Genomic DNA, 21,633 nt, shown 5'->3' with positions numbered 1-21,633 from the left:
AGGTTTTTAAAACCTGGCAGGTCTTAGAAAAAAAAAGATGAGTAAAAAACAATTTGAAACAGAAGCCATTCGTACACAATTAGAACGTACCGAATTTTTAGAGCATACAAGTCCGTTATACCTAACATCAAGTTTTATATTTGAAGATGCCGAGGATATGCGTGCATCTTTCACAGAAGAAAAAGAACGTAATATTTACAGTCGCTTTACAAACCCAAATACAACCGAGTTTGTAGAAAAAGTTTGCAATATGGAAGGTGCTGAAAGTGGCTATGCATTTGCAACAGGAATGGCTGCCATTTATGCAACTTTTGCAGCGCTTTTAGAAAGTGGCGATCACATCGTGTCGGCACGATCGGTATTTGGTTCAACACATACCTTGTTTACCAAATATTTTCCAAAATGGAATATAGAAACAACATATTTTGATATTAACAAACCGGAAACGATTGAAAGTTGTATCACACCAAAAACAAAAATTTTATACGCCGAGTCTCCTACAAATCCGGCGATTGATATTATCGATTTGGAGTTGCTAGGAAGTATTGCAAAAAAACATGATTTAATTTTAATTATAGACAATTGTTTTGCAACACCTTATTTGCAGCAGCCTATAAAGTATGGTGCGCATTTGGTAGTTCATTCAGCAACAAAACTAATGGATGGTCAAGGGCGTGTTTTAGGAGGTGTCACAGTTGGTAATGCCGATTTAATTAGAGAAATTTATTTGTTTGCCAGAAATACAGGACCAGCATTGTCCCCCTTTAATGCATGGACTTTATCTAAAAGTTTAGAAACACTTTCTGTAAGAGTAGACAAACATTGCGAAAATGCCTTAAAAGTAGCAGAGTTTTTAGAAAATCATCCAAAAGTGAATTGGGTGAAGTACCCATTCTTAAAATCACATCCACAATACGAAGTGGCGAAAAAACAGATGAAACTAGGAGGTAATATTGTTGCTTTTGAGGTGAAAGGTGGTATTGAAGCAGGACGTCAATTTTTAAATGCCATAAAACTATGTTCATTGTCTGCTAACTTAGGAGATACTAGAACTATAGTAACGCACCCAGCATCAACAACACATAGTAAACTGTCTGAAGCAGATAGGCTAGAAGTGAGTATTACAGATGGTTTGGTGAGAGTGTCTGTTGGGTTGGAGCATGTGGATGATATTATTGCCGATTTAGAACAGGCATTGAATAATTAACGTGCTTCTTTATTATTAGAAAGATCTCAATTATTTCTTTTTTGTAGTCTTATTACAACTAAACATTAATAGTAAAAAGTTAAGAGCTATCAAAAGGAAAATATAAATTATAATTTGTGATAACATGTTGTGCTTAAAGTATTTTAAGTAATGAACTCATTTAGACTTTTTCAATTTGCTAAAAAATTGCTGTTTTCAACTCTATTTTTGTCTTTTTTTCCTTCCGTAACTCTGCTATGCAACTCAAAAAGTCTTCAACAGAGCTAAAAACTTCTAATTTTCGCTTAAATACAAAAAGTCTAAAGGAGTTCAATAACAAAAATGACAATTATATTGTATAACTGATTATGGTTATCCCGTACAATAAAGGAGGTGAAACCTCTTATTTCTATTAATCAAAGTAATCATTGAAGATTTAAAACAAGCATTATATAATTAAAATGAGACTTTTTACTGTTGATTCATTTACAGATACACCTTTTAAAGGAAATCCCGCAGGTGTTTGTGTTTTAGAGTCTAAACTCACAGATGATGCCTATATTGATATAGCTCAAGAAATAAACCTTTCAGAGACGGCTTTTGTTTATAAAGAAAAAGGAACGTATCAATTAAAATGGTTTACACCAACCAAAGAAGTAGATCTTTGTGGACATGCAACGCTTGCTACAGCTAAAATACTATTTGAAAAATATGGATATGCCGATGAAGTGATCGCTTTTGAAACTAAAAGTGGCGTACTCACGGTTAGAAAAGTTGATGGAGGATTAGAAATGAATTTTCCAATTGGAAATGCGTCCGTATATGAAGGAGAAGATAAAATTCTGGAAGCATTTTTGAATGAAAAACCTTTAGCCATTATTTTAGATAACCATTGGTGTATTATAGAACTAGATTCAGATGAGGCTGTTAAAAACTTAGAGCCTAATTTAAATTTGTTGTTATCTCATAGTAAAAAGTCATTTGTAGTTACCGCCAAGTCCTCAAGTAAAAAATACGATTTTATTTCAAGATTTTTTGGTCCAGCTATAGGTATTGATGAAGATCCTGTAACAGGTTCAGCACATTGTTATTTAGCAAATTATTGGAGTAAAAAATTAGCAAAAAACATATTAATTGGATATCAGGCCTCCAAAAGAGGTGGTATTGTAGAATGTGAGATTATTGATAATAACAGGGTTTTACTAAGAGGTAATTGTGTGATTATGTCTGAATTATTGATTGAATGGGACATTTAAGCTATTAAACTAATGAATAGATGGTATTAGAGTATCACTATAAATTAATTATATTAGCATCATGCTATCCAAAAAGACAAAATACGGGCTAAAAGCTCTGACTTACATTGCTAAGAAAGAGGGAGATGCGCCAGTGCAAATAAGTGAGATTTCCAAAAGTGAAAATATTCCGCAAAAATTTTTGGAGAGCATTATGCTTACACTTAGAAAATCAGGTTTCTTAGGCTCTAAAAAAGGAAAACATGGCGGATATTATTTACGCCAAGAGCCTTCAGATATTTTAATGACCGATGTGATGCGGGTACTGGAAGGGCCAATAGCTATGGTGCCTTGTGTGAGTTTAAACTACTATGAAAAGTGCGATGATTGTCCAGACGAACATCAATGCAGTGTTCATAAACTCATGATACAGGTACGCGATAGTACACTTAAAGTATTTAGAAATACCTCTTTAGCAGATTTATCTTCTTCTTAACATGACGAATTAATAAAATTCATCCATTTTTTCTTTTTTTCTGAAGCTGTAAGCACAAAATCATGCCGTTAACCTAAAAAGTTGTTAATTATGTTTGTCATGTTGAAAAAAGTATTATTTTTGTATTTCCTACTAAATCGATAGGATTAATATAATACAACGACAAATGATAGCGCAAATGTTATTAAAAAATAAAGAAAAGTCTACTTATAAAGAGGATAGTGTTGGTGAGAAACCTATACGAAGTGTTGCAAAAGCCTTAAGTTGGAGAGTTGTTGGTACATTAGATACTTTAATAGTTTCTTATTTTATAGTAGGAGAAATAGAGATGGCCTCCTTAATTGCATCCGTAGATTTTTTAACAAAAATGGTATTATACTTTTTTCATGAACGTTTTTGGAATACAATTAAATGGGGAAAGGGAAAAAATAAATAGAAGAGATGTTTACAGAAAATCAAATACAGGAATTAAACAAACAGTATGAAGGTGCTTCGCCTTCCGATATCATTAAAAAAGCAATCGAGCTTAATAATGAAGCAGTTGTGACTACGAATTTTAGACCTTATGAAGCGGCAATTTTACATGCTGTAAGTTTGGTAGAAAACAAAATTCCAGTAGTGTGGTGTGATACAGGATATAATACACCACAAACATATAAACATGCAGAGCAGGTGATTAAAGATTTAGATTTAAATGTGTTTTTGTATGTGCCAAAGCAAACATCGTCTCATCGCGATGTCGTTATGGGGATTCCTGGTGTAGACGACCCGAAACATGCTTTGTTTACAGAGCAAGTAAAGCTAGAGCCTTTTAAACGTGCCATGGAAGAACATAAGCCAAAAGTATGGTTTACAAACTTACGTCAAGGACAAACAGCCTTTAGAGATAGTATAGGTATTTTTAGTGTGAGTAAAGATGGTGTACTAAAAGTAAGTCCGTTTTACTATTGGTCTGATGAAAAACTGGACACCTACTTAGAAGAAAATAATTTACCAAACGAATTTAAGTATTTCGATCCAACAAAAGCTTTAGAAAATAGAGAGTGTGGTTTACATGCTTAAAATAGTGTGCAGTTGGCAGTTGCAGTAAATAGTATATAGAAGATAAATAATAATAACAAAACTCTTATCCTGCCCGAGTAAGAGTTCCCCTTTGGGGGCTAGGGGGCTAAATTATGAATAAAGACACATCACATATCAATTCGCTGGAAAACGAAGCGATTTATATTATGAGAGAAGTAGCAGCACAGTTTGAAAAACCAGTGTTGTTATTCTCAGGAGGAAAAGATTCGATTACTTTGGTAAGGTTAGCGGTAAAAGCATTTTATCCTGCAAAAGTGCCGTTTCCTTTAATGCACATTGATACGGGACATAACTTCCCTGAAACGATCGAGTTTAGAGATCGTTTGGTTGAAGAATTAGGATTAGAATTGATCGTTAGAAACGTTCAGGATTCTATCGATCAAGGGAAGGTAAAAGAAGAGTCTGGGCGTTATGCCAGTAGAAATATGTTGCAAACAACAACGCTTTTAGATGCTATAGAAGAATTTAAATTTGATGCATGTATTGGTGGAGCACGTCGTGATGAAGAAAAAGCAAGAGCTAAAGAACGTATTTTTTCAGTACGTGACGACTTCGGACAATGGGATGAAAAAAACCAACGACCAGAGTTATTCGATATGTTGAATGGAGATATTGAACACGGACAAAATGTACGTGTATTTCCAATTTCTAACTGGACAGAGCTAGACGTGTGGTCTTATATCGAACGAGAAAATATTGAGATTCCTTCCATCTATTTTGCACACAAACGTAAAGTATTCTTAAGAGATGGTATGATATGGTCTGCAGAAGACGGTGTTGTATATAGAGATGAAAACGAAGAGGTTATAGAAGAGTTGGTGCGTTTTAGAACCGTAGGCGATATGAGTTGTACCGCAGCAGTATTATCTGATGCCGTATCTATTTCTAAGGTCGTACAAGAAATTAGAGAAAGTACTATTTCAGAGCGTGGCGCACGTATAGATGATAAACGTTCTGAAGCAGCGATGGAAAAACGTAAACAACAAGGGTATTTTTAAAAGCCCCCTAGCCCCCAAAAGGGGAATTAGCAGGTTTGCGGATAAAAAAATAAGTTACCCTGCAAGGTTTTAAAAACCTTGAGGTATTGAAAAAATAAATTAATAACAATATTCTTACTGCACCCGAGTAAGAATTCCTCCCCTTCGGGGAGGTTAGGTGGGGCTTATTATGGAAGTATTAAAAATTGCAACAGCAGGAAGTGTCGATGATGGTAAAAGTACCTTGATAGGACGTATTCTATATGATACAAAATCATTAACGACAGATAAGTTAGAAGCTATAGAAAAAACAAGTAAGCAAAGAGGTTACGATTATTTAGATTTTTCTTTAGCAACAGATGGTTTGGTAGCAGAGAGAGAACAGGGAATCACTATAGATGTCGCACATATTTACTTTTCTACAGCAAAGAAAAGTTACATAATTGCAGACACCCCTGGTCATGTAGAATATACACGTAACATGGTAACAGGTGCTTCAACATCGCAAGCATCCATCATTTTAATAGATGCCAGAAAAGGAGTTATTGAACAAACCAACCGTCACTTTTTTATCAATAATCTATTGAGAGTTAAAGATGTCGTTGTTGCCATTAACAAAATGGATTTGGTTGATTACTCAGAAGAAACTTATAATAAAATTAAAGCAGATTTTGAGGCGTTGATGAGTAAAAGAGATTACCAAGACCAAAAAATAACCTTTATTCCCGTAAGTGCTTTAAAAGGAGATAATGTTGTAAATAAAACAGATAAGATGCCTTGGTACAAAGGTCAGGCTTTATTAGAACATTTAGAAGAAATAGATAAAGCAGACATTTTTAATATTGGAACTCCAAGATTTCCGGTACAATATGTAATACGTCCAAAAACAGAAGATTTTCATGATTTTAGAGGTTATGCAGGAAAAGTGTACGGAGGTAATTTAAGTGTTGGAGATGATATTGTGGTATTACCATCGCAAACAAAATCGAAAATAAAAGATATTTATTTCTATGATGAGAAGTATGAAACAGCTTCAAGACGTTCATCAGTAACCATCACTTTAGAAAATGATATTAATGTGAGTCGTGGAGATATGATAGTAAAAGATGGTGATTTGCCAACTATCGAGAAGCAATTTACCGCCAATGTTTGTTGGATGGATTCAAACCAATTAACACCGGGAGGAAAGTATGTTGTACAACATGGTGTGAATAAAGTATTAGCGAAAGTTGATAGAATTAATCATAAAATTAATCCAGATTATTCTGGAATAGAAGAAAATGTTACAGGATTAAATGTTAATGACATTGCTTCGGTAACTTTCAAATTAAATAAGCCAATTTTCTACGATCAATTTAGAAATCATAGAACAAACGGATCGTTTATCTTAATCGATACTCAAAACAATAATACGGTCGGAGCTGGCTTTATCCAATAAAAAGCCCCCTAGCCCTTGAAAGAGGAATTTGCTAGTTTGTGGTTAATTAGTTTTGTGAGGTTTTGAAAATCTTGTAGGTATAGAATAAAATAATAACAAAATTCTTGCTTTACCCGAGTAAGAATTCCTCTCCCCTGGGGAGGTTAGGAGGGGCTTGTATATGCAAAGTTTTAGAACAGAAATAGAAAATCCAATTGTCGAAAACGATATTATAGAATTAGCTAATAAAATAGAGCTTTTTCATAACGGGAAAATAGACGAAGAAAAGTTTAGAAGCCTTCGTTTAGCTAGAGGTGTTTACGGTCAACGTCAAGAAGGCGTGCAAATGATTCGTATTAAATTGCCTTACGGAAAAGTTAAGAGCAATCAATTACGTCGTATTTCAGAAGTTTCAGATGAGTATTCTCGTGGACGTTTACACATTACAACACGCCAAGATATTCAAATTCACTATGTGGATTTAAACAGAACACCAGAGCTTTGGGCCGAGTTAGAGCGTGATGATGTTACCTTGCGTGAAGCCTGTGGTAATACGGTAAGAAATGTAACAGCAAGTGAAACTGCGGGAATCGATACTAACGAACCGTTTGATGTATCACCTTATGCAGATGCTCTATTTCGTTTCTTTTTAAGAAACCCTATCTGTCAGGAAATGGGACGTAAGTTTAAAGTGTCTTTTTCTTCTTCAGATGAAGATACAGGCTTATCATACTTGCACGATTTAGGTTTTATTGCGAAGATTGAAAATGGTGTTCGTGGCTTTAAAGTGATGCTTGGTGGCGGTTTAGGATCGCAACCACGTCATGCCGATGTGTTGTACGATTTCTTAGAAACAGATAAAATCATTCCGATAATGGAAGGCGTTTTAAGAATTTTCGATCGTCATGGTGAGCGTAAAAGTCGTGCTAAGGCGAGAATGAAATTCTTAATAAAAGACATAGGATTAGAGGCTTTTAAAAAGCTAGTAGAAGAAGAGCAAAACGCTATCGAATTAAAATCGGTTGCTATTGATGCCGAATCTTACGAATATTCAAAACCTGTAGATGTTCAAAACATTCCAGAAGTTACTATAAAAGACCAAAAGGCGTTTGAAACGTGGAAGTCTACAAACCTGATTCCTCAAAAACAAAAAGGCTTTGTAGCGATAGGTATTAAAGTACTTTTAGGAGATTTTTACACCGATAAAGCAAGATTATTAGCCGATTTAGTAGAGAATTATGCAGCAGGCGAGATACGTTTGTCATTGCGTCAAAATATAGTCATTCCTTTTGTAAAAAGAGAATTAGTACCGTTTTTCTATAGTGAATTAGAAAAATTAGGATTTGTAGAAGCAGGTTATAACAAAGCAGTAGATATTACAGCGTGTCCGGGAACAGATACTTGTAATTTAGGAATTGCAAGTAGTACAGGTATTGCAGATGAACTTGAGCGTGTTATTAAATCGGAATACCCACAATATCTAAATAACGAAGATTTAGTTATTAAAATAAGTGGTTGTATGAATGCCTGCGGACAGCACAATATGGCAAATATTGGTTTTCAAGGAATGTCTGTTCGTACACCAGATAAATTAGTAGCACCAGCATTGCAAGTATTATTAGGTGGCGGTAATTTAGGAGATGGCAATGGTGTGTTTGCAGATAAGGTTGTAAAAGTACCAAGTAAAAGAGGACCAGAAGCATTAAGACGTATTTTAGATGATTTTGAGGCAAATGCAAACGGGAAACCATTTGTAACATATTATAAAGAAAAAGGAGAAAAATATTTCTACGATTTCTTAAACGACCTTCAAGATGTTACTAATTTGGAGCAATCAGATTTTATTGATTGGGGAGAAGAAGAAAAGTACGTTAAAGAAATTGGTATTGGTGAATGTGCCGGTGTTGTGATCGATTTAATTGCGACTTTATTTTTAGAAAGCGAAGAAAAAATTGAAAATGCTAGAAAGTCTTTCAATGACAAAGTATATTCAAGTGCCATTTATCATGCGTATAGTTCTTTAGTTAATTCCGCGAAAGCGTTATTATTAGCAGAAAACAAGAAAACCAATACACATGCAGGAATCATTTCTCAGTTCGATGAATTATTTATTGAAAGCGGACGAATAGATTTAGGCGTGTCTTTCTCTGAATTAATATATCAAATTAATAAATTTGCACCAACAGAAGATTTTGCTTCAAAATACATTGAAAACGCTAATGAGTTTTTACAAAAAGTAAGAACATATAGAGAAGCAGAAGCAAATGCTGTACAAAATAAAGCAGTTTAAGAACAAAAAATGAATTTTAAAACCCCAAAATTAACTGTTGTCGGAGCTGGACCTGGCGATGTAGACTTAATAACGCTTAAAGCTATTAAATCTATTGAGTCTGCAGATGTAATTCTGTACGATGCTCTTATAAATGAAGCGTTGCTAAAATATGCATCAAGTAAAGCAGAGCTTATTTTTGTGGGGAAACGTAAAGGATGTTATGCCTTTCAGCAAGAGCAAATCAATGAACTTATAGTTAGCAAAGCTAAAAATCACGGGCATGTTGTGCGCTTAAAAGGTGGAGACCCTTTTATATTTGGAAGAGGAGCAGAAGAGATCGATTATGCAAAGCAATTTGGTCTTGAAACCTTTGTAGTACCGGGAATAACATCTGCTATTGCAGTGCCGGCATATCAAGGAATTCCTTTAACCAAACGAAACGCTTCAGAGAGTTTTTGGGTGATTACAGGAACAACCAAAAAGCATCAGTTATCATCAGATGTTGCTTTGGCTGCTAAATCAACAGCAACTGTAGTTATTTTGATGGGAATGAGTAAGTTGACTGAAATCGTACGTATTTTTTCAGAAGAAAATAAACAAGATATGCCAATTGCCATTATTCAAAATGGTACCAGAGAGAATGAAAATGTTGGTATAGGTACGATTGAAACAATTTGCGACATTGTAGAAAAAAAGAATTTAGCAAACCCAGCTATTATTGTTATAGGAGATGTTGTTAAAGAACGTGCCGTGTTAACAACCATCTGTAAAGAGGTTAATACAATATAACTCGTTTGCAGATATGGAAAGGAACAATTTATATCCTGTTTTTTTAAAAGCCAAAAACTTAAACGTACTTATAGTAGGTGGTGGTTTTGTGGCTGAGGAAAAACTAACTTTTTTGCTAAAATCGAGTCCAGATGCACATGTTACTATGGTGTCACCCATGTTTAGAGAAGGGACTATAGCACTTGCAAAAAAAGGAGATGTTACGTTAATAGAAGCTGCGTATAAAAAAAAATATTTAAAAGGTAAGCATATCGTTATTGCAACGACCGATGTGCCTAAAGTAAATATAAAAGTTCATAAACATTGCAGGAAGAAAAGCATTTTAGTTAATGTAGCCGATAACCCACCATATTGCGATTTTTATATGGGAGGCATAGTAACAAAAGGGCATGTAAAAGTAGCGATTTCTACAAATGGGAAATCGCCGACAACAGCCAAAAGATTACGTCAGTTTTTTGAGGATGTAATTCCAGAAAATGTAGATGATTTGGTTAAAAATTTAAATGAATATAGAAAAACAATAAAAGGTGATTTCGAGCAAAAAGTAGAAACGCTTAATGAAGTTACCAAAGGATTAATACAAAAAAAGAATTGAAATAAACAACAAGACCTGCCAGGTTTTTAAAGCCTGGCAGGTCTAAAAAAGAAGATTAAAAATGATTAAAACAGATATACTTATAATAGGAGCAGGACCAACTGGATTATTTGCAGTTTTTGAGGCAGGTTTGTTAAAACTTAAATGTCATTTAATTGATGCATTACCACAACCAGGTGGACAATGTTCTGAGATTTATCCTAAAAAACCAATTTACGATATCCCTGGGTTTCCTGAGATATTAGCAGGCGATTTAACTAAAAATTTACTAGAACAAGGAAAGCAATTTGAACCTGGATTTACATTAGGAGAACGTGCAGAAACTATAGAAAAACAAGAAGACGGATCGTTTATTGTAACAACAAATAAAGGTACACAACATCACGCACCAATAGTAGCTATTGCAGGAGGATTAGGGTCTTTCGAACCAAGAAAACCAGCTATTGAAGGCATTGCAGATTATGAAGACAAGGGTGTTGAATACATTATTAAAGACCCGGAATTTTACAGAGATAAAAAAGTAGTGATTTCAGGAGGAGGAGATTCAGCTCTAGATTGGAGTATCTTTTTAGCAGATGTTGCTTCAGAAGTAACATTGATTCATAGAAGAAATGAATTTAGAGGCGCTTTAGACTCCGTAGAAAAAGTTAGAGAATTAACACTTCTAAATAAAATCAATTTAATCACTCCAGCAGAAGTTAAAGAACTTCACGGAGATGGAAAAATAGAAGCAGTTTCTGTAGTAAAAGATGGAGAAACTACTAAAATAGAAACAGATCACTTTATTCCTTTATTCGGATTATCCCCTAAATTAGGGCCTATCGGGAATTGGGGATTAGAAATAGAAAAGAATGCCATAAAAGTTGATAATTCCTTAAACTATCAAACAAATATTCCTGGTATCTTTGCTATAGGAGATGTTAATACATATCCGGAGAAATTAAAATTAATTCTTTGTGGTTTTCATGAAGCAACTTTAATGTGCCAGGCAGCCTATAGAATTATCAACCCGGGTAAAAAATATGTATTAAAATATACAACAGTAAGTGGTATTGATGGTTTTGACGGAACTCGTAAAGAAGCACCAAAAGCAGTAGTACAATCTATTAATTAAGGTTTGTCTCCTCGAGCGGCGCAGTCGAGAGGTTATTATAAACTCATAAAATTTCATTAGGTCTCGACTGCGCTCGATCTGACTTACTGTTAATTGGTTGAAGATTAGAGATAATGTATTTTTATTACATAGAACTCAGTTAATATAGAAAACAAATAGAAATTTAGTTCATGAAAAGTTACAACGTTTGTTTAAAAGACACAGTTAAAACATTTACAAAAAGATTGTTTTATGCGTTGTTTGATGAACAACAACAGGTAACTCATGCCGAATATTTAGAAACAACGTTTCTTGAAATACTTTCTAAATTATCTATAGAAGCTGGAAAAGACAAATGGAATCATTTTAAACAAAGTCTTCCAGAAATTAGAAGGCAATTAGATTTAGATGCTAAAGCATTTGAAAATAACGATCCGGCTTCACATAATTTAGAAGAAATATATTTAGCATACCCCGGTTTTCATGCCATATCTATTTACAGATTAAGCCATGCACTATATAAATTAGGTGTGCCCATTCTTCCCAGAATGATGAGTGAATATATTCACGGTATCACAGGAATAGATATACATCCGGGAGCCACTATTGGAGAATCGTTTTATATAGACCACGGAACAGGAATTGTAATAGGAGAATCCTCTGTAATAGGAGAGCAAGTTAAAATATACCAAGGTGTTACCCTAGGAGGTATTCAAGTAGCTAAAAGTTTAGCATCTACAAAAAGGCATCCTACGATAGAAGATAATGTATGTATCTATGCGAATGCGACCATTTTAGGAGGCGATATAATTATTGGAGCAAACAGTATAATAGGAGCAAACGTATGGATTACCCAATCGGTACCAGAAAACTCATTAGTAACCTATCAAACCGAAATTAAAATCAGACCCAAAAAGAATGGCATACGGTAAAAGCATCCTGGATCAAATTGGAAATACACCAATTGTAGAAGCAAGTCATATAATTAAAAAGAAAAACGTTCGACTGTTTTTTAAACTCGAAGGAAATAACCCTGGAGGGAGTGTAAAAGACCGAGCAGCTTTTAATATGATAAATGAAGCACTAAAGCGAGGTGATATTAAAAAAGGAGGCACCTTAGTAGAAGCGACTAGTGGAAATACAGGGATTGCATTGGCTTTTATAGCACAATTATTAGGGCTTAATATGGTGTTAATCATGCCAGAGAATTCTACCGAAGAGCGTGTTAAAACCATGCGAGCCTATGGAGCTGAAGTTGTTTTAACACCAGCAGATGTTGGAATTGAAGGCTCTAGGGATTTAGCGTTTAAATTAAGAGACGAAAAAGGCTATACACTTTTAAATCAGTTTGAAAATAATGATAACTGGAAAGCACATTATAAAACGACCGGACCAGAACTTTGGAGAGATACAGAAGGAGAAATAACACACTTTGTATCAGCTATGGGTACCACAGGAACCATAATGGGAACATCAACCTTTCTAAAAGAAAAAAATAAAAACATAACCATTGTAGGCGCACAACCAGCAGATGGAGCCAGAATACCAGGCATTAGAAAATGGTCACCAGATTACGTCCCTAAGTTTTTCGACCGTTCGAAGGTAGATGTCGTAGTAGACGTAAGTGAAGAAGATGCAAAAACAACGACCCAACGTTTAGCAAAAGAAGAAGGGATTTTTGCAGGTATGAGTAGCGGAGGAGCCGTGCATTGTGCATTAAAAATAGTAGAATCTATTGACGAAGGTGTAGTCGTAGCAGTTATCTGCGATAGAGGAGATAGATATTTGTCGTCTCCCTTATTTGAATAGCGTAATTTTTATTGATTTAATGTGGATAAAAAAAATATAGTTAGTATTTTTGTCCACTATATTGTTTAATTATACTTATAAGTAAACAATATTTGTTCATTAACGTATAAATGTTATCAAGAAAGGCAGAGGGAATAGACCCTGCGAAGCCTTGGCAACCCTTTTTTCGATAGTTATCGAGATAAAGAAGGTGCTACGTTCTACTAGTATTAACAATATTAGAAAGATAACGGAAAGTGTTTCTTTTACTTTTCTTGATAACATAATAAATAATAAAGACTGACTAAAAAATAAGTTTTAGTCAAAACTAGATGTGTTTCAGAAGAAGCATGAATTTACACAAATCGATTCGTGCCAATTCGTGAAATTCGTGTCTTAATATAAGAGATAAAAAAGGGAAAGAGATGTCGAACATACAACAAGCTTTACAAGAACGTATACTAGTACTAGATGGTGCTATGGGTACCATGTTACAGGCTTATAAGTTTACCGAAGAAGATTTTAGAGGCGAACGTTTTAAAGATTACCCAACGCCATTACAAGGAAACAACGATTTGTTGTCTATTACCCAACCAGAGGCCATTAAGACCATACACGGAAAATACTTTGAAGCAGGAGCAGATATCGTGGAAACCAATACATTTTCTGGAACAACAATTGCCATGGCAGATTATCAAATGGAAGATTTGGTATACGAGCTTAATTACGAATCGGCAAAAATCGCCAAAGAAGTTGCAGATGAATTTACGGCAAAAGAACCACACAAGCCTCGTTTCGTAGCAGGGTCCATAGGTCCAACAAATCGAACAGCAAGTATGTCTCCAGATGTAAACGATCCGGGATATAGAGCAGTGACGTTTGATGAATTGCGTATAGCTTACAAACAGCAAGTAGAAGCTTTAATTGATGGTGGATCCGATTTGTTATTGGTAGAAACCGTTTTCGATACCTTAAATGCCAAAGCTGCTTTGTTTGCCATAGAAGAAGTAAAAGAAGAACGAGATATAGACATTCCAATCATGCTAAGCGGTACCATTACCGATGCATCAGGAAGGACGCTTTCCGGACAAACAGCAGAAGCCTTTTTAATATCCGTATCACATATTCCATTATTATCGGTTGGTTTTAATTGCGCTTTAGGAGCTAATTTGTTACAACCACATTTAGAAGCCGTAGCACCCAAAACAGATTTCGCCATTTCGGCACATCCCAATGCAGGTTTACCAAATGCTTTTGGCGAATATGATGAAACACCAGAAGAAATGGGCGCACAGATAGAAGAATACTTAAAAAAAGATTTAATAAATATTATTGGCGGTTGTTGTGGTACAAGCCCAGAACATATAAAAGTTATTGCAGATATTGCAGCGAAATACAAACCACGTGAGTTTGTCATTCCCGAAGAAGCAGGAATCTCATAAATAAGAGTTAAAGAATTATGATACTAGAAGTAGCCATACTAAACATAAAAAAAGGACTTTCAGCAGATTTTGAAAATGCTTTTAATGAAGCAAAAAGTATTATTTCATCTATGAAAGGATACATGTCACACGAATTAAAAAAGTGCATTGAGCAAGAAGATAAATATATATTATTAGTGAATTGGGAAACTATTGAAGATCATGAAATAGGGTTCAGAAAATCGGGTGAATATCAAAAATGGAAAGCATTATTACACCATTTTTATGAGCCATTTCCAATTGTAGAACATTATAAATAATGAAAGCTAACCAAACAAAATATATGAGACTTTCAGGATTAGAACCACTAATCCTAAACGAAAACAGCAATTTTATTAATGTTGGTGAGCGTACCAATGTTGCTGGTTCTCGTAAATTTTTACGATTAATTAAAGAAGAAAAGTTTGACGAAGCCTTAGATATAGCAAGACATCAAGTAGATGGAGGTGCACAAATAATAGACATTAATATGGACGATGGTCTTATTGATGGTAAAGAATCTATGGTTCGCTTCTTAAATTTAATAGCTGCCGAACCAGATATTTGTCGTGTACCCATCATGATAGACAGTTCGAAATGGGAAATCATTGAAGCTGGACTTCAAGTAGTACAAGGAAAATGTGTTGTAAACTCCATTTCCTTAAAAGAAGGCGAAGAAAAGTTTATTTGGGAAGCAAAGCAGATTAAGCGATATGGAGCTGCTGTTATTGTAATGGCTTTTGATGAGGTTGGACAAGCAGATAACTACGAAAGGCGTATTGAAATAGCAGAACGATCATACCGTGTTTTAGTTGACAAAGTAGGATTTCCGTCGGAAGATATTATTTTCGATCTAAATATATTCCCTGTAGCAACAGGTATGGAAGAACACCGCAAAAACGCGATCGATTTTATTGAAGCCACACGTTGGGTACGAGAAAATTTGCCAAATGTAAGTGTTAGTGGCGGTGTGAGTAATGTGTCGTTTTCATTTAGAGGAAATGATAGGGTTCGTGAAGCGATGCACTCGGTGTTTTTATACTATGCCATACAGGCAGGGATGAATATGGGGATTGTAAACCCAGCACTTTTAGAGGTGTATGATGACATTCCTAAAGACTTGTTAGAACATGTAGAAGATGTTATTTTAGATAGAAGAGACGATGCTACCGAACGATTATTGGATTTTGCCGAAACCGTTAAAGGTTCTAAAAAAGAAAAAACCGTTGACTTATCATGGAGAGAAAATTCACTTCAAGAGCGTATAACACATGCGCTTGTAAAAGGAATTGATGCATACATTATTGAAGATGTAGAACAAGCAAGACAAGAAGCCAAAAAACCAATTGAGGTTATTGAGGGGCATTTAATGATTGGGATGAATGTGGTTGGTGATTTATTTGGTGCTGGAAAAATGTTTTTACCCCAAGTAGTAAAATCAGCAAGGGTCATGAAAAAGGCGGTTGGTTATTTAAACCCTTTTATTGAAGCTGAAAAAGGTGAAAAACAAGAGGCTTTAGGTAAGGTGTTAATGGCTACAGTAAAAGGCGATGTACACGATATTGGTAAAAATATTGTGAGTGTTGTTCTAGGGTGTAATAACTACGAAATTGTTGATTTAGGAGTTATGGTGCCACCCGAAAAGATTATTTCAGAAGCCAAAGAACATAACGTAGATGCCATTGGTTTGTCTGGTTTAATTACGCCATCTTTAGACGAAATGGTGTATTTAGCCAAAGAAATGGAACGTCAAAATTTCACAGTGCCTTTACTTATTGGAGGGGCAACTACATCGAAAGCACATACCGCAGTGAAAATAGACCCTCAGTATAAGAATGCTGTAGTGCATGTAAATGATGCATCCAGAGCAGTGACTGTAGTTGGAGATTTATTAAATAAGAAAACATCCAATGCGTATGTTGCCAAATTAAAAAAGGATTACGACGAGTTTCGCGAGAAATTTCTAAAAAGAGGAAAAGAGAAATCATATATCTCTATAGAAGAAGCACGTAGCAAAAAATACAGTATAGATTGGGAAGCATCAGACATTATTAAACCTAATGAACTAGGAATTCAAGTACTAAAACAATTAAGTTTAAAAGAGTTGTTGCCATATATAGATTGGAAACCTTTCTTTATTTCATGGGATTTACATGGTAAATTTCCAGAAATATTAAAAGATGAAGTAGTGGGAGAACAAGCAACCCAATTGTATGAAGATGCTCAAGAAATGATTAGGCAAATTGTCGCAAAACAGTTGCTAAAACCAAAAGCTGTTTTTGGCTTGTTTGAAGCTAATACGATTAATGATGACGATATTTCTATTAAGAAAAAAGATCGTGAGATTGCAGTGTTTAGAACCTTGCGTCAGCAATTAAAGAAAAGAGATGGTGTTCCAAATATAGCGTTGTCCGATTTTATAGCCCCAGAAGACACGGGAAAAACCGATTATATGGGAGCCTTCTGTGTTGGTATTTTTGGAGCACAAGAACTAGCAACCTATTACAAAGAAAAAGAAGACGATTATAACTCTATAATGGCGCAAGCCATAGCAGATAGGTTTGCCGAAGCGTTTGCAGAATATTTGCATAAGCAAGTGCGTACAAAACATTGGGGTTATGCATCAAATGAAGATTTATCAAATGAAGAATTGATAAAAGAAACCTATAAAGGAATTCGTCCAGCACCCGGTTATCCTGCATGCCCAGATCATTTGGAAAAAGAAACCATTTGGGAGTTATTAGATGTTGATAAACTAATAGGCGTTTCCTTAACAGAAAGTTTAGCCATGTGGCCAGCAGCTGCGGTATCCGGATACTATTTTGGTAACCCGGAAGCGAAGTATTTTGGTTTAGGTAAAATTACAGATGACCAAGTCACCGATTATGCCACAAGAAAAGGCATTGAAAAAGATAAAGCAAGAAAATGGTTGCACCCTAATCTTGCGAATGAGTAATTTTTTTTAGACCTGCCAGGTTTTTAAAACCTGGCAGGTCTTGAGCAAAAAGAAAATATAAATGGAATTGAGGTAAAGAAAGAAATTAAGAATTTATAAAAGAATTTAAAAATTAAAATATACCCATTAAAATCCCCTCTTTCGGAGGGGTTGGGGAGGCTTATGAAAGTAACTGACCACATAAAAAAAGCTAAAGGAAAAACATTGTTTTCCTTTGAAATTATTCCACCACAAAAGGGTAGAAACATTCAGGAACTATATAATAACATAGACCCTTTAATGGAGTTTAATCCACCGTTTATTGATGTAACGACTTCCAGAGAGCAGTATGTCTATATTGATAAAGGAGATGGGTTATTAGATAGAAAGATAACACGTATGCGTCCGGGAACAGTTGGTATATGTGCAGCTATAAAACATAAATATAATGTAGATACCGTGCCACATGTTTTATGCGGAGGTTTTACAAAAGAAGAAACAGAATACCTATTGGTAGATTGCCAGTATTTAGGTATTGAAAATGTGATGGCATTACGAGGCGATGCCATGAGTCATCAAAAATATTTTGAACCTTCCAAAGGAGGAAATCATTACGCAACAGATTTAGTAGCTCAAATTCAGAATTTGAATTATGGAAAGTACTTGCATGAAGTTATTGAATCAGATCATAAACCAGACTTTTGCATTGGCGTAGCAGGTTATCCCGAAAAACATATGGAAGCGCCTTCTTTACAGGCAGATTTAAGACGTCTTAAAGAAAAAGTAGATGCCGGAGCAGATTATGTGGTAACCCAAATGTTTTTTGATAATGAAAAATACTTTGAGTTTTTAGATAAGGCTAAAGAAGCAGGAATTAACGTGCCTATTATTCCGGGGATAAAACCTTTAGCAGTAAAACGTCATTTACAGATACTGCCACAAGTCTTTAAAATAGATTTGCCAGAAACATTAGTTAACGAAGTCGAAAAATGCAAAGACAATAAGCAGGTAAGACAAGTGGGTGTAGAGTGGGCTATAAAACAATCTGAAGAGCTTAAAAAAGCAGGTGTTCCTGTACTTCATTATTACTCTATGGGTAAAAGTGATAATATAAAAGCTATCGCATCGCAGTTGTTTTAATAATTCTGTTATTTTTGCCCTTTAAGTAAATCTATTTAATGAGATTATTTTTAGTCTGTATTTTTTGTACAGTTTTTAAGGTTTCTTTCTCACAAGAAAAAGAGCATACATCCTATATAGATGTTAACTATTTTAGAGGGAACATTGCATTACACAATAACGATATTCTGCATTTAATTAAAGGACACCCCGAAGGTGTTATTTTAAGCTGGAATAAAAAGACTTTTGGTTTTAAAGATTGGGAACAACGTTATAATTATCCCGATTATGGGGCTACTTATGTGTATCAGAACCTAAAGAACCCAGACGTATTAGGAACAGTATCTTCATTGTATGGGCATTACAATTTTTATTTTTTTAATAGAAATTTAATGCTTCGTATAGGGCAGGGTTTAGCTTATACTAATAGAGCATACGATAAAGAAGAAAACTTTAGAAATATAGCCTTTGGAACACATATTATGAGTAGTACACTTATAATGCTTAACTATAAAAAGGAACGTATTTTTGATAGGTTTGGTTTGCAGGTTGGGTTTTCGTTAATTCATTATTCCAATGGAAATGTGAAAGCACCAAATGCCAGTACGAACTCTACTATTTTCAATTTAGGGCTAACGTATAATCTAGATGAAGATGAACCAGAGTACCAAAGCACATTAACAGAAAATGATCGGAAGTTTACAGAACCCATAAAATATAATTTAGCATTTAGAGCAGGTGTTAATGAAAGTGATATCGTTGGCAGTGGACAATTTCCATTTTATATCGTTTCTGCTTATGCAGATAAGCGCATTAATAGAAAAAGTGCATTGCAACTTGGAACAGATGTGTTTTTCTCTAGATTTTTAAAAGAATTAATTCATCATAAAAGTGTGGCATTTTCGGAAGAAGGTACAGATGGCACAGAGGATTATAAGCGTGTAGGGGTTTTTGGAGGACATGAATTATTTATAAATAGAACATCAGTCGTAACACAGTTTGGATACTATGTGTATTACCCATTCGATTTTGAAGGTCGGACATATTTACGTATTGGAGTAAAACGTTATTTTGGAGATAAGTGGTTTGGAGCATTAACGTTAAAATCGCATGGTGCTAAAGCGGAAGCAGTAGAACTTGGGATTGGTGTTAGGTTATAAGTTTATCATTCCTGCGACATGTGCTGAACTTGTTTCAGTAAGGCAGGAATCTCAAGAATTGAAACTTAAAATATAAAATGAATTCCTGCCTTCGCAGGAATGACAAAAAAATGAAACGGATAATATACATATTGGTACTAATGATTGTCTCTTGCGACAGCGAGAATGCCAATGATTGTTTTCAAAAAACTGGAAATATCATTCAGCAAGAAGTTGTAGTTGCTTCTTTTAATGAAATTTTCGTGAATCGCGATATTGAATTAATAATTAAAGAAGGCCCTGCACAAGAAGTTATTATTGAAACCGGCGAAAACCTGTTAAATGATGTGTCTGCTACAGTTGTTGACAATAAATTAACGTTAACAGATAATAATACGTGTAACCATGTGCGCGATTACGGTATCACAAAAGTATATATAACCTCCCCAAATATTACAGAAATTAGAAGTTCTACCCAGTATGATATAAGTTCTGATGGTGTTTTAACCTATCCGAGTTTAACGATTCTATCTGAAGATTATGGAGCAGAAGATACTTTTATAAGTGCTAATTTTAGGTTGCAGATCGATAATACGACATTTCGATTGGTCTTTAATAATTTATCTAATTGCTTTATTTCGGGTCAAACAGAAAATTTAGACCTTACTTTTGCAGCAGGAACCTCGCGTTTCGAAGGTCGGGATCTTATCGCTCAAAATGTGGAATTATGGAACAGAGCATCAAACGACATGATTATAAATCCGCAACAAACCATTAGAGGGACTATCTCCGGGACAGGCAATGTCATTTCTGTAAACCGTCCGCCAATAGTTGAAGTTGACGAATTATATAAAGGGCGTTTAATTTTTGAATAATTGAATGGCTTGTTTTGCAATTTCCAATTCCTCGTTGGTTGGAATCACTAAAATTTTCACTTTAGAATCATCTGTGTTAATAGCATGTACCCCATTAGATCTGGTTTTGTTTTTTTCAATATCCAAATGAATACCCAAAAATTCCAAATCTTTAGAAACAAGTTCTCGCATTAATTGTGAGTTCTCCCCAATACCAGCAGTAAATACAATAGCATCCAATCCGTTTAAAATAGCAGCATAACTACCAATATATTTTTTGATGCGGTACACATTCATTTCCAATGCTAACTGACAGGCTTTATTGCCCTGAGCTGCTGCTTCCTGAATATCTCTTAAGTCACTAAAACCAGTTAAACCGAGCATACCACTCTTTTTTTGTAGCAGGGTATTAATCTCATCTAAACTGTAGTCTAGTTTGTTAGCTAAATGAAAGATGATAGCGGGGTCGATATCTCCAGAACGGGTTCCCATTATTAAGCCACTTACTGGAGAAAAACCTAAGGAGTGATCGATGCTTTCCCCATTTTTAATAGCGGTCATGCTACAGCCATTTCCTAAATGAATGGTAATGATTTTAGATTCTTTTTTGCCTAAATAAGCAATCGCTTTTTCTGAAACATATTTATGGCTCGTGCCATGAAAACCATATAAACGAATATGATGATCGTTTAAAAAGTTATTAGGAATTGCATATTTATAAGCATGCTCTGGAATAGATTGATGGAAAGCCGTATCGAAAACAGCGACTTGCTTGGCATTAGAAAATATATCTTCGGCAACCTTAATTCCTTCAAGATTGGCGGGGTTGTGTAATGGTGCAAGCGACGATAGTTCCTCTATTTTTTCTTTTACCGTATTGGTTATTTCTGTCGTTTTATTAAAATAAATACCACCATGAACCACTCTGTGACCAACTATCGAGATGTCCTCTGGAGATTTTATAATCCCCGTATTTTTGTCTAAAAGTTGTTTTGATAATAATTTTAATCCGTCTTTATGATTTAAAATAGGACTTTCAAATTCAATGGTATCATTTTGAGTTTTGAATTTAAAAGTAGCATCATTATAACCAATACGCTCAATTAGCCCCGAACATAAAATACGTTCTTCGGGCATTGAAAATAGTTGAAATTTTATTGAAGAACTCCCTGAATTTAAAACTAATACTTGCATA

20 protein-coding genes and 1 riboswitch are annotated in these 21,633 nt (G+C 34.8%); of the genes, 19 read left to right on the top strand and 1 reads right to left on the bottom strand.

Going from position 1 to position 21,633, the window contains the following annotated elements:
- The first annotated feature begins 37 nt into the window (after positions 1 to 37).
- The 19 genes from Q4Q35_RS21155 (at position 38) to Q4Q35_RS21065 (ending at position 20,459) form a co-directional block, all read left to right on the top strand.
- Complete coding sequence (locus Q4Q35_RS21155; RefSeq protein ID WP_303280053.1) at positions 38 to 1,207, top strand: trans-sulfuration enzyme family protein; 1,170 nt, start codon at positions 38 to 40, stop codon at positions 1,205 to 1,207.
- Positions 1,208 to 1,647: 440 nt separating this feature from the next.
- Positions 1,648 to 2,442, top strand: coding sequence for a PhzF family phenazine biosynthesis protein (locus tag Q4Q35_RS21150; RefSeq protein WP_303280052.1), 795 nt, complete (start codon positions 1,648 to 1,650; stop codon positions 2,440 to 2,442).
- A gap of 61 nt (positions 2,443 to 2,503) precedes the next feature.
- Positions 2,504 to 2,917 (top strand): RrF2 family transcriptional regulator, encoded by a 414-nt coding sequence (locus tag Q4Q35_RS21145; RefSeq protein WP_303280051.1) that lies wholly within the window; start codon positions 2,504 to 2,506, stop codon positions 2,915 to 2,917.
- A 166-nt stretch (positions 2,918 to 3,083) separates the two neighbouring features.
- Positions 3,084 to 3,353, top strand: a complete 270-nt coding sequence (locus Q4Q35_RS21140; protein ID WP_303280050.1) for a DUF2061 domain-containing protein — start codon at positions 3,084 to 3,086, stop codon at positions 3,351 to 3,353.
- Between the two features lie 5 nt (positions 3,354 to 3,358).
- Positions 3,359 to 3,979, top strand: a complete 621-nt coding sequence (locus Q4Q35_RS21135; protein WP_303280049.1) for a phosphoadenosine phosphosulfate reductase domain-containing protein — start codon at positions 3,359 to 3,361, stop codon at positions 3,977 to 3,979.
- Between the two features lie 113 nt (positions 3,980 to 4,092).
- Complete coding sequence (gene cysD / locus Q4Q35_RS21130; RefSeq protein ID WP_303280048.1) at positions 4,093 to 4,998, top strand: sulfate adenylyltransferase subunit CysD; 906 nt, start codon at positions 4,093 to 4,095, stop codon at positions 4,996 to 4,998.
- A 169-nt stretch (positions 4,999 to 5,167) separates the two neighbouring features.
- Positions 5,168 to 6,415, top strand: a complete 1,248-nt coding sequence (locus tag Q4Q35_RS21125; RefSeq protein WP_303280047.1) for a sulfate adenylyltransferase subunit 1 — start codon at positions 5,168 to 5,170, stop codon at positions 6,413 to 6,415.
- Between the two features lie 160 nt (positions 6,416 to 6,575).
- Entirely contained in the window at positions 6,576 to 8,684 is a 2,109-nt protein-coding gene (locus Q4Q35_RS21120; RefSeq protein WP_303280046.1) for a ferredoxin-like domain-containing protein, read from the top strand.
- 9 nt (positions 8,685 to 8,693) lie between these two features.
- Positions 8,694 to 9,455: a uroporphyrinogen-III C-methyltransferase gene (gene cobA / locus Q4Q35_RS21115; RefSeq protein WP_303280045.1), complete on the top strand. Its 762-nt coding sequence runs from the start codon at positions 8,694 to 8,696 to the stop codon at positions 9,453 to 9,455.
- A gap of 13 nt (positions 9,456 to 9,468) precedes the next feature.
- Positions 9,469 to 10,050 carry a precorrin-2 dehydrogenase/sirohydrochlorin ferrochelatase family protein gene (locus Q4Q35_RS21110; protein WP_303280044.1) on the top strand — a complete coding sequence of 194 codons (582 nt, stop codon included), beginning with the start codon at positions 9,469 to 9,471 and terminating at the stop codon, positions 10,048 to 10,050.
- A 61-nt stretch (positions 10,051 to 10,111) separates the two neighbouring features.
- On the top strand, positions 10,112 to 11,164 hold the full coding sequence (locus Q4Q35_RS21105) for an NAD(P)/FAD-dependent oxidoreductase (protein ID WP_303280043.1): 1,053 nt from the start codon (positions 10,112 to 10,114) through the stop codon (positions 11,162 to 11,164).
- Positions 11,165 to 11,334: 170 nt separating this feature from the next.
- Complete coding sequence (gene epsC / locus Q4Q35_RS21100; protein WP_303280042.1) at positions 11,335 to 12,075, top strand: serine O-acetyltransferase EpsC; 741 nt, start codon at positions 11,335 to 11,337, stop codon at positions 12,073 to 12,075.
- Positions 12,062 to 12,952 carry a cysteine synthase CysM gene (gene cysM, locus Q4Q35_RS21095; RefSeq protein WP_303280041.1) on the top strand — a complete coding sequence of 297 codons (891 nt, stop codon included), beginning with the start codon at positions 12,062 to 12,064 and terminating at the stop codon, positions 12,950 to 12,952. The genes epsC and cysM overlap by 14 nt, the downstream gene beginning before the upstream one ends.
- A 110-nt stretch (positions 12,953 to 13,062) precedes the next feature.
- Positions 13,063 to 13,185: riboswitch (SAM riboswitch) on the top strand.
- Between the two features lie 171 nt (positions 13,186 to 13,356).
- The gene (locus Q4Q35_RS21090; RefSeq protein ID WP_303280040.1) at positions 13,357 to 14,373 is read left to right on the top strand and encodes a homocysteine S-methyltransferase family protein; all 1,017 of its coding nucleotides are present in this window, start codon (positions 13,357 to 13,359) and stop codon (positions 14,371 to 14,373) included.
- A gap of 17 nt (positions 14,374 to 14,390) precedes the next feature.
- A complete protein-coding gene (locus Q4Q35_RS21085; protein ID WP_303280038.1) occupies positions 14,391 to 14,672 on the top strand; it encodes an antibiotic biosynthesis monooxygenase family protein in 282 nt (93 codons plus the stop codon).
- Entirely contained in the window at positions 14,672 to 17,347 is a 2,676-nt protein-coding gene (metH, locus tag Q4Q35_RS21080; protein ID WP_303280037.1) for a methionine synthase, read from the top strand. The genes Q4Q35_RS21085 and metH overlap by 1 nt, the downstream gene beginning before the upstream one ends.
- A 162-nt stretch (positions 17,348 to 17,509) precedes the next feature.
- Positions 17,510 to 18,466 (top strand): methylenetetrahydrofolate reductase [NAD(P)H], encoded by a 957-nt coding sequence (gene metF / locus Q4Q35_RS21075; RefSeq protein WP_303280036.1) that lies wholly within the window; start codon positions 17,510 to 17,512, stop codon positions 18,464 to 18,466.
- Positions 18,467 to 18,504: 38 nt separating this feature from the next.
- The gene (locus Q4Q35_RS21070; protein ID WP_303280035.1) at positions 18,505 to 19,605 is read left to right on the top strand and encodes an acyloxyacyl hydrolase; all 1,101 of its coding nucleotides are present in this window, start codon (positions 18,505 to 18,507) and stop codon (positions 19,603 to 19,605) included.
- Positions 19,606 to 19,715: 110 nt separating this feature from the next.
- Positions 19,716 to 20,459, top strand: coding sequence for a head GIN domain-containing protein (locus Q4Q35_RS21065; protein ID WP_303280034.1), 744 nt, complete (start codon positions 19,716 to 19,718; stop codon positions 20,457 to 20,459).
- Here the strand turns inward: Q4Q35_RS21065 and Q4Q35_RS21060 are convergent.
- Positions 20,445 to 21,632 (bottom strand): acetate/propionate family kinase, encoded by a 1,188-nt coding sequence (locus tag Q4Q35_RS21060; RefSeq protein ID WP_303280033.1) that lies wholly within the window; start codon positions 21,630 to 21,632, stop codon positions 20,445 to 20,447. The genes Q4Q35_RS21065 and Q4Q35_RS21060 overlap by 15 nt on opposite strands.
- Between the last annotated feature and the right edge of the window lies 1 nt (position 21,633).

Origin of the sequence: Flavivirga aquimarina (assembly GCF_030540835.1) — a bacterium.
GTDB lineage: Bacteria > Bacteroidota > Bacteroidia > Flavobacteriales > Flavobacteriaceae > Flavivirga > Flavivirga aquimarina.
This window is presented reverse-complemented; position numbering and strand designations above follow the sequence as displayed.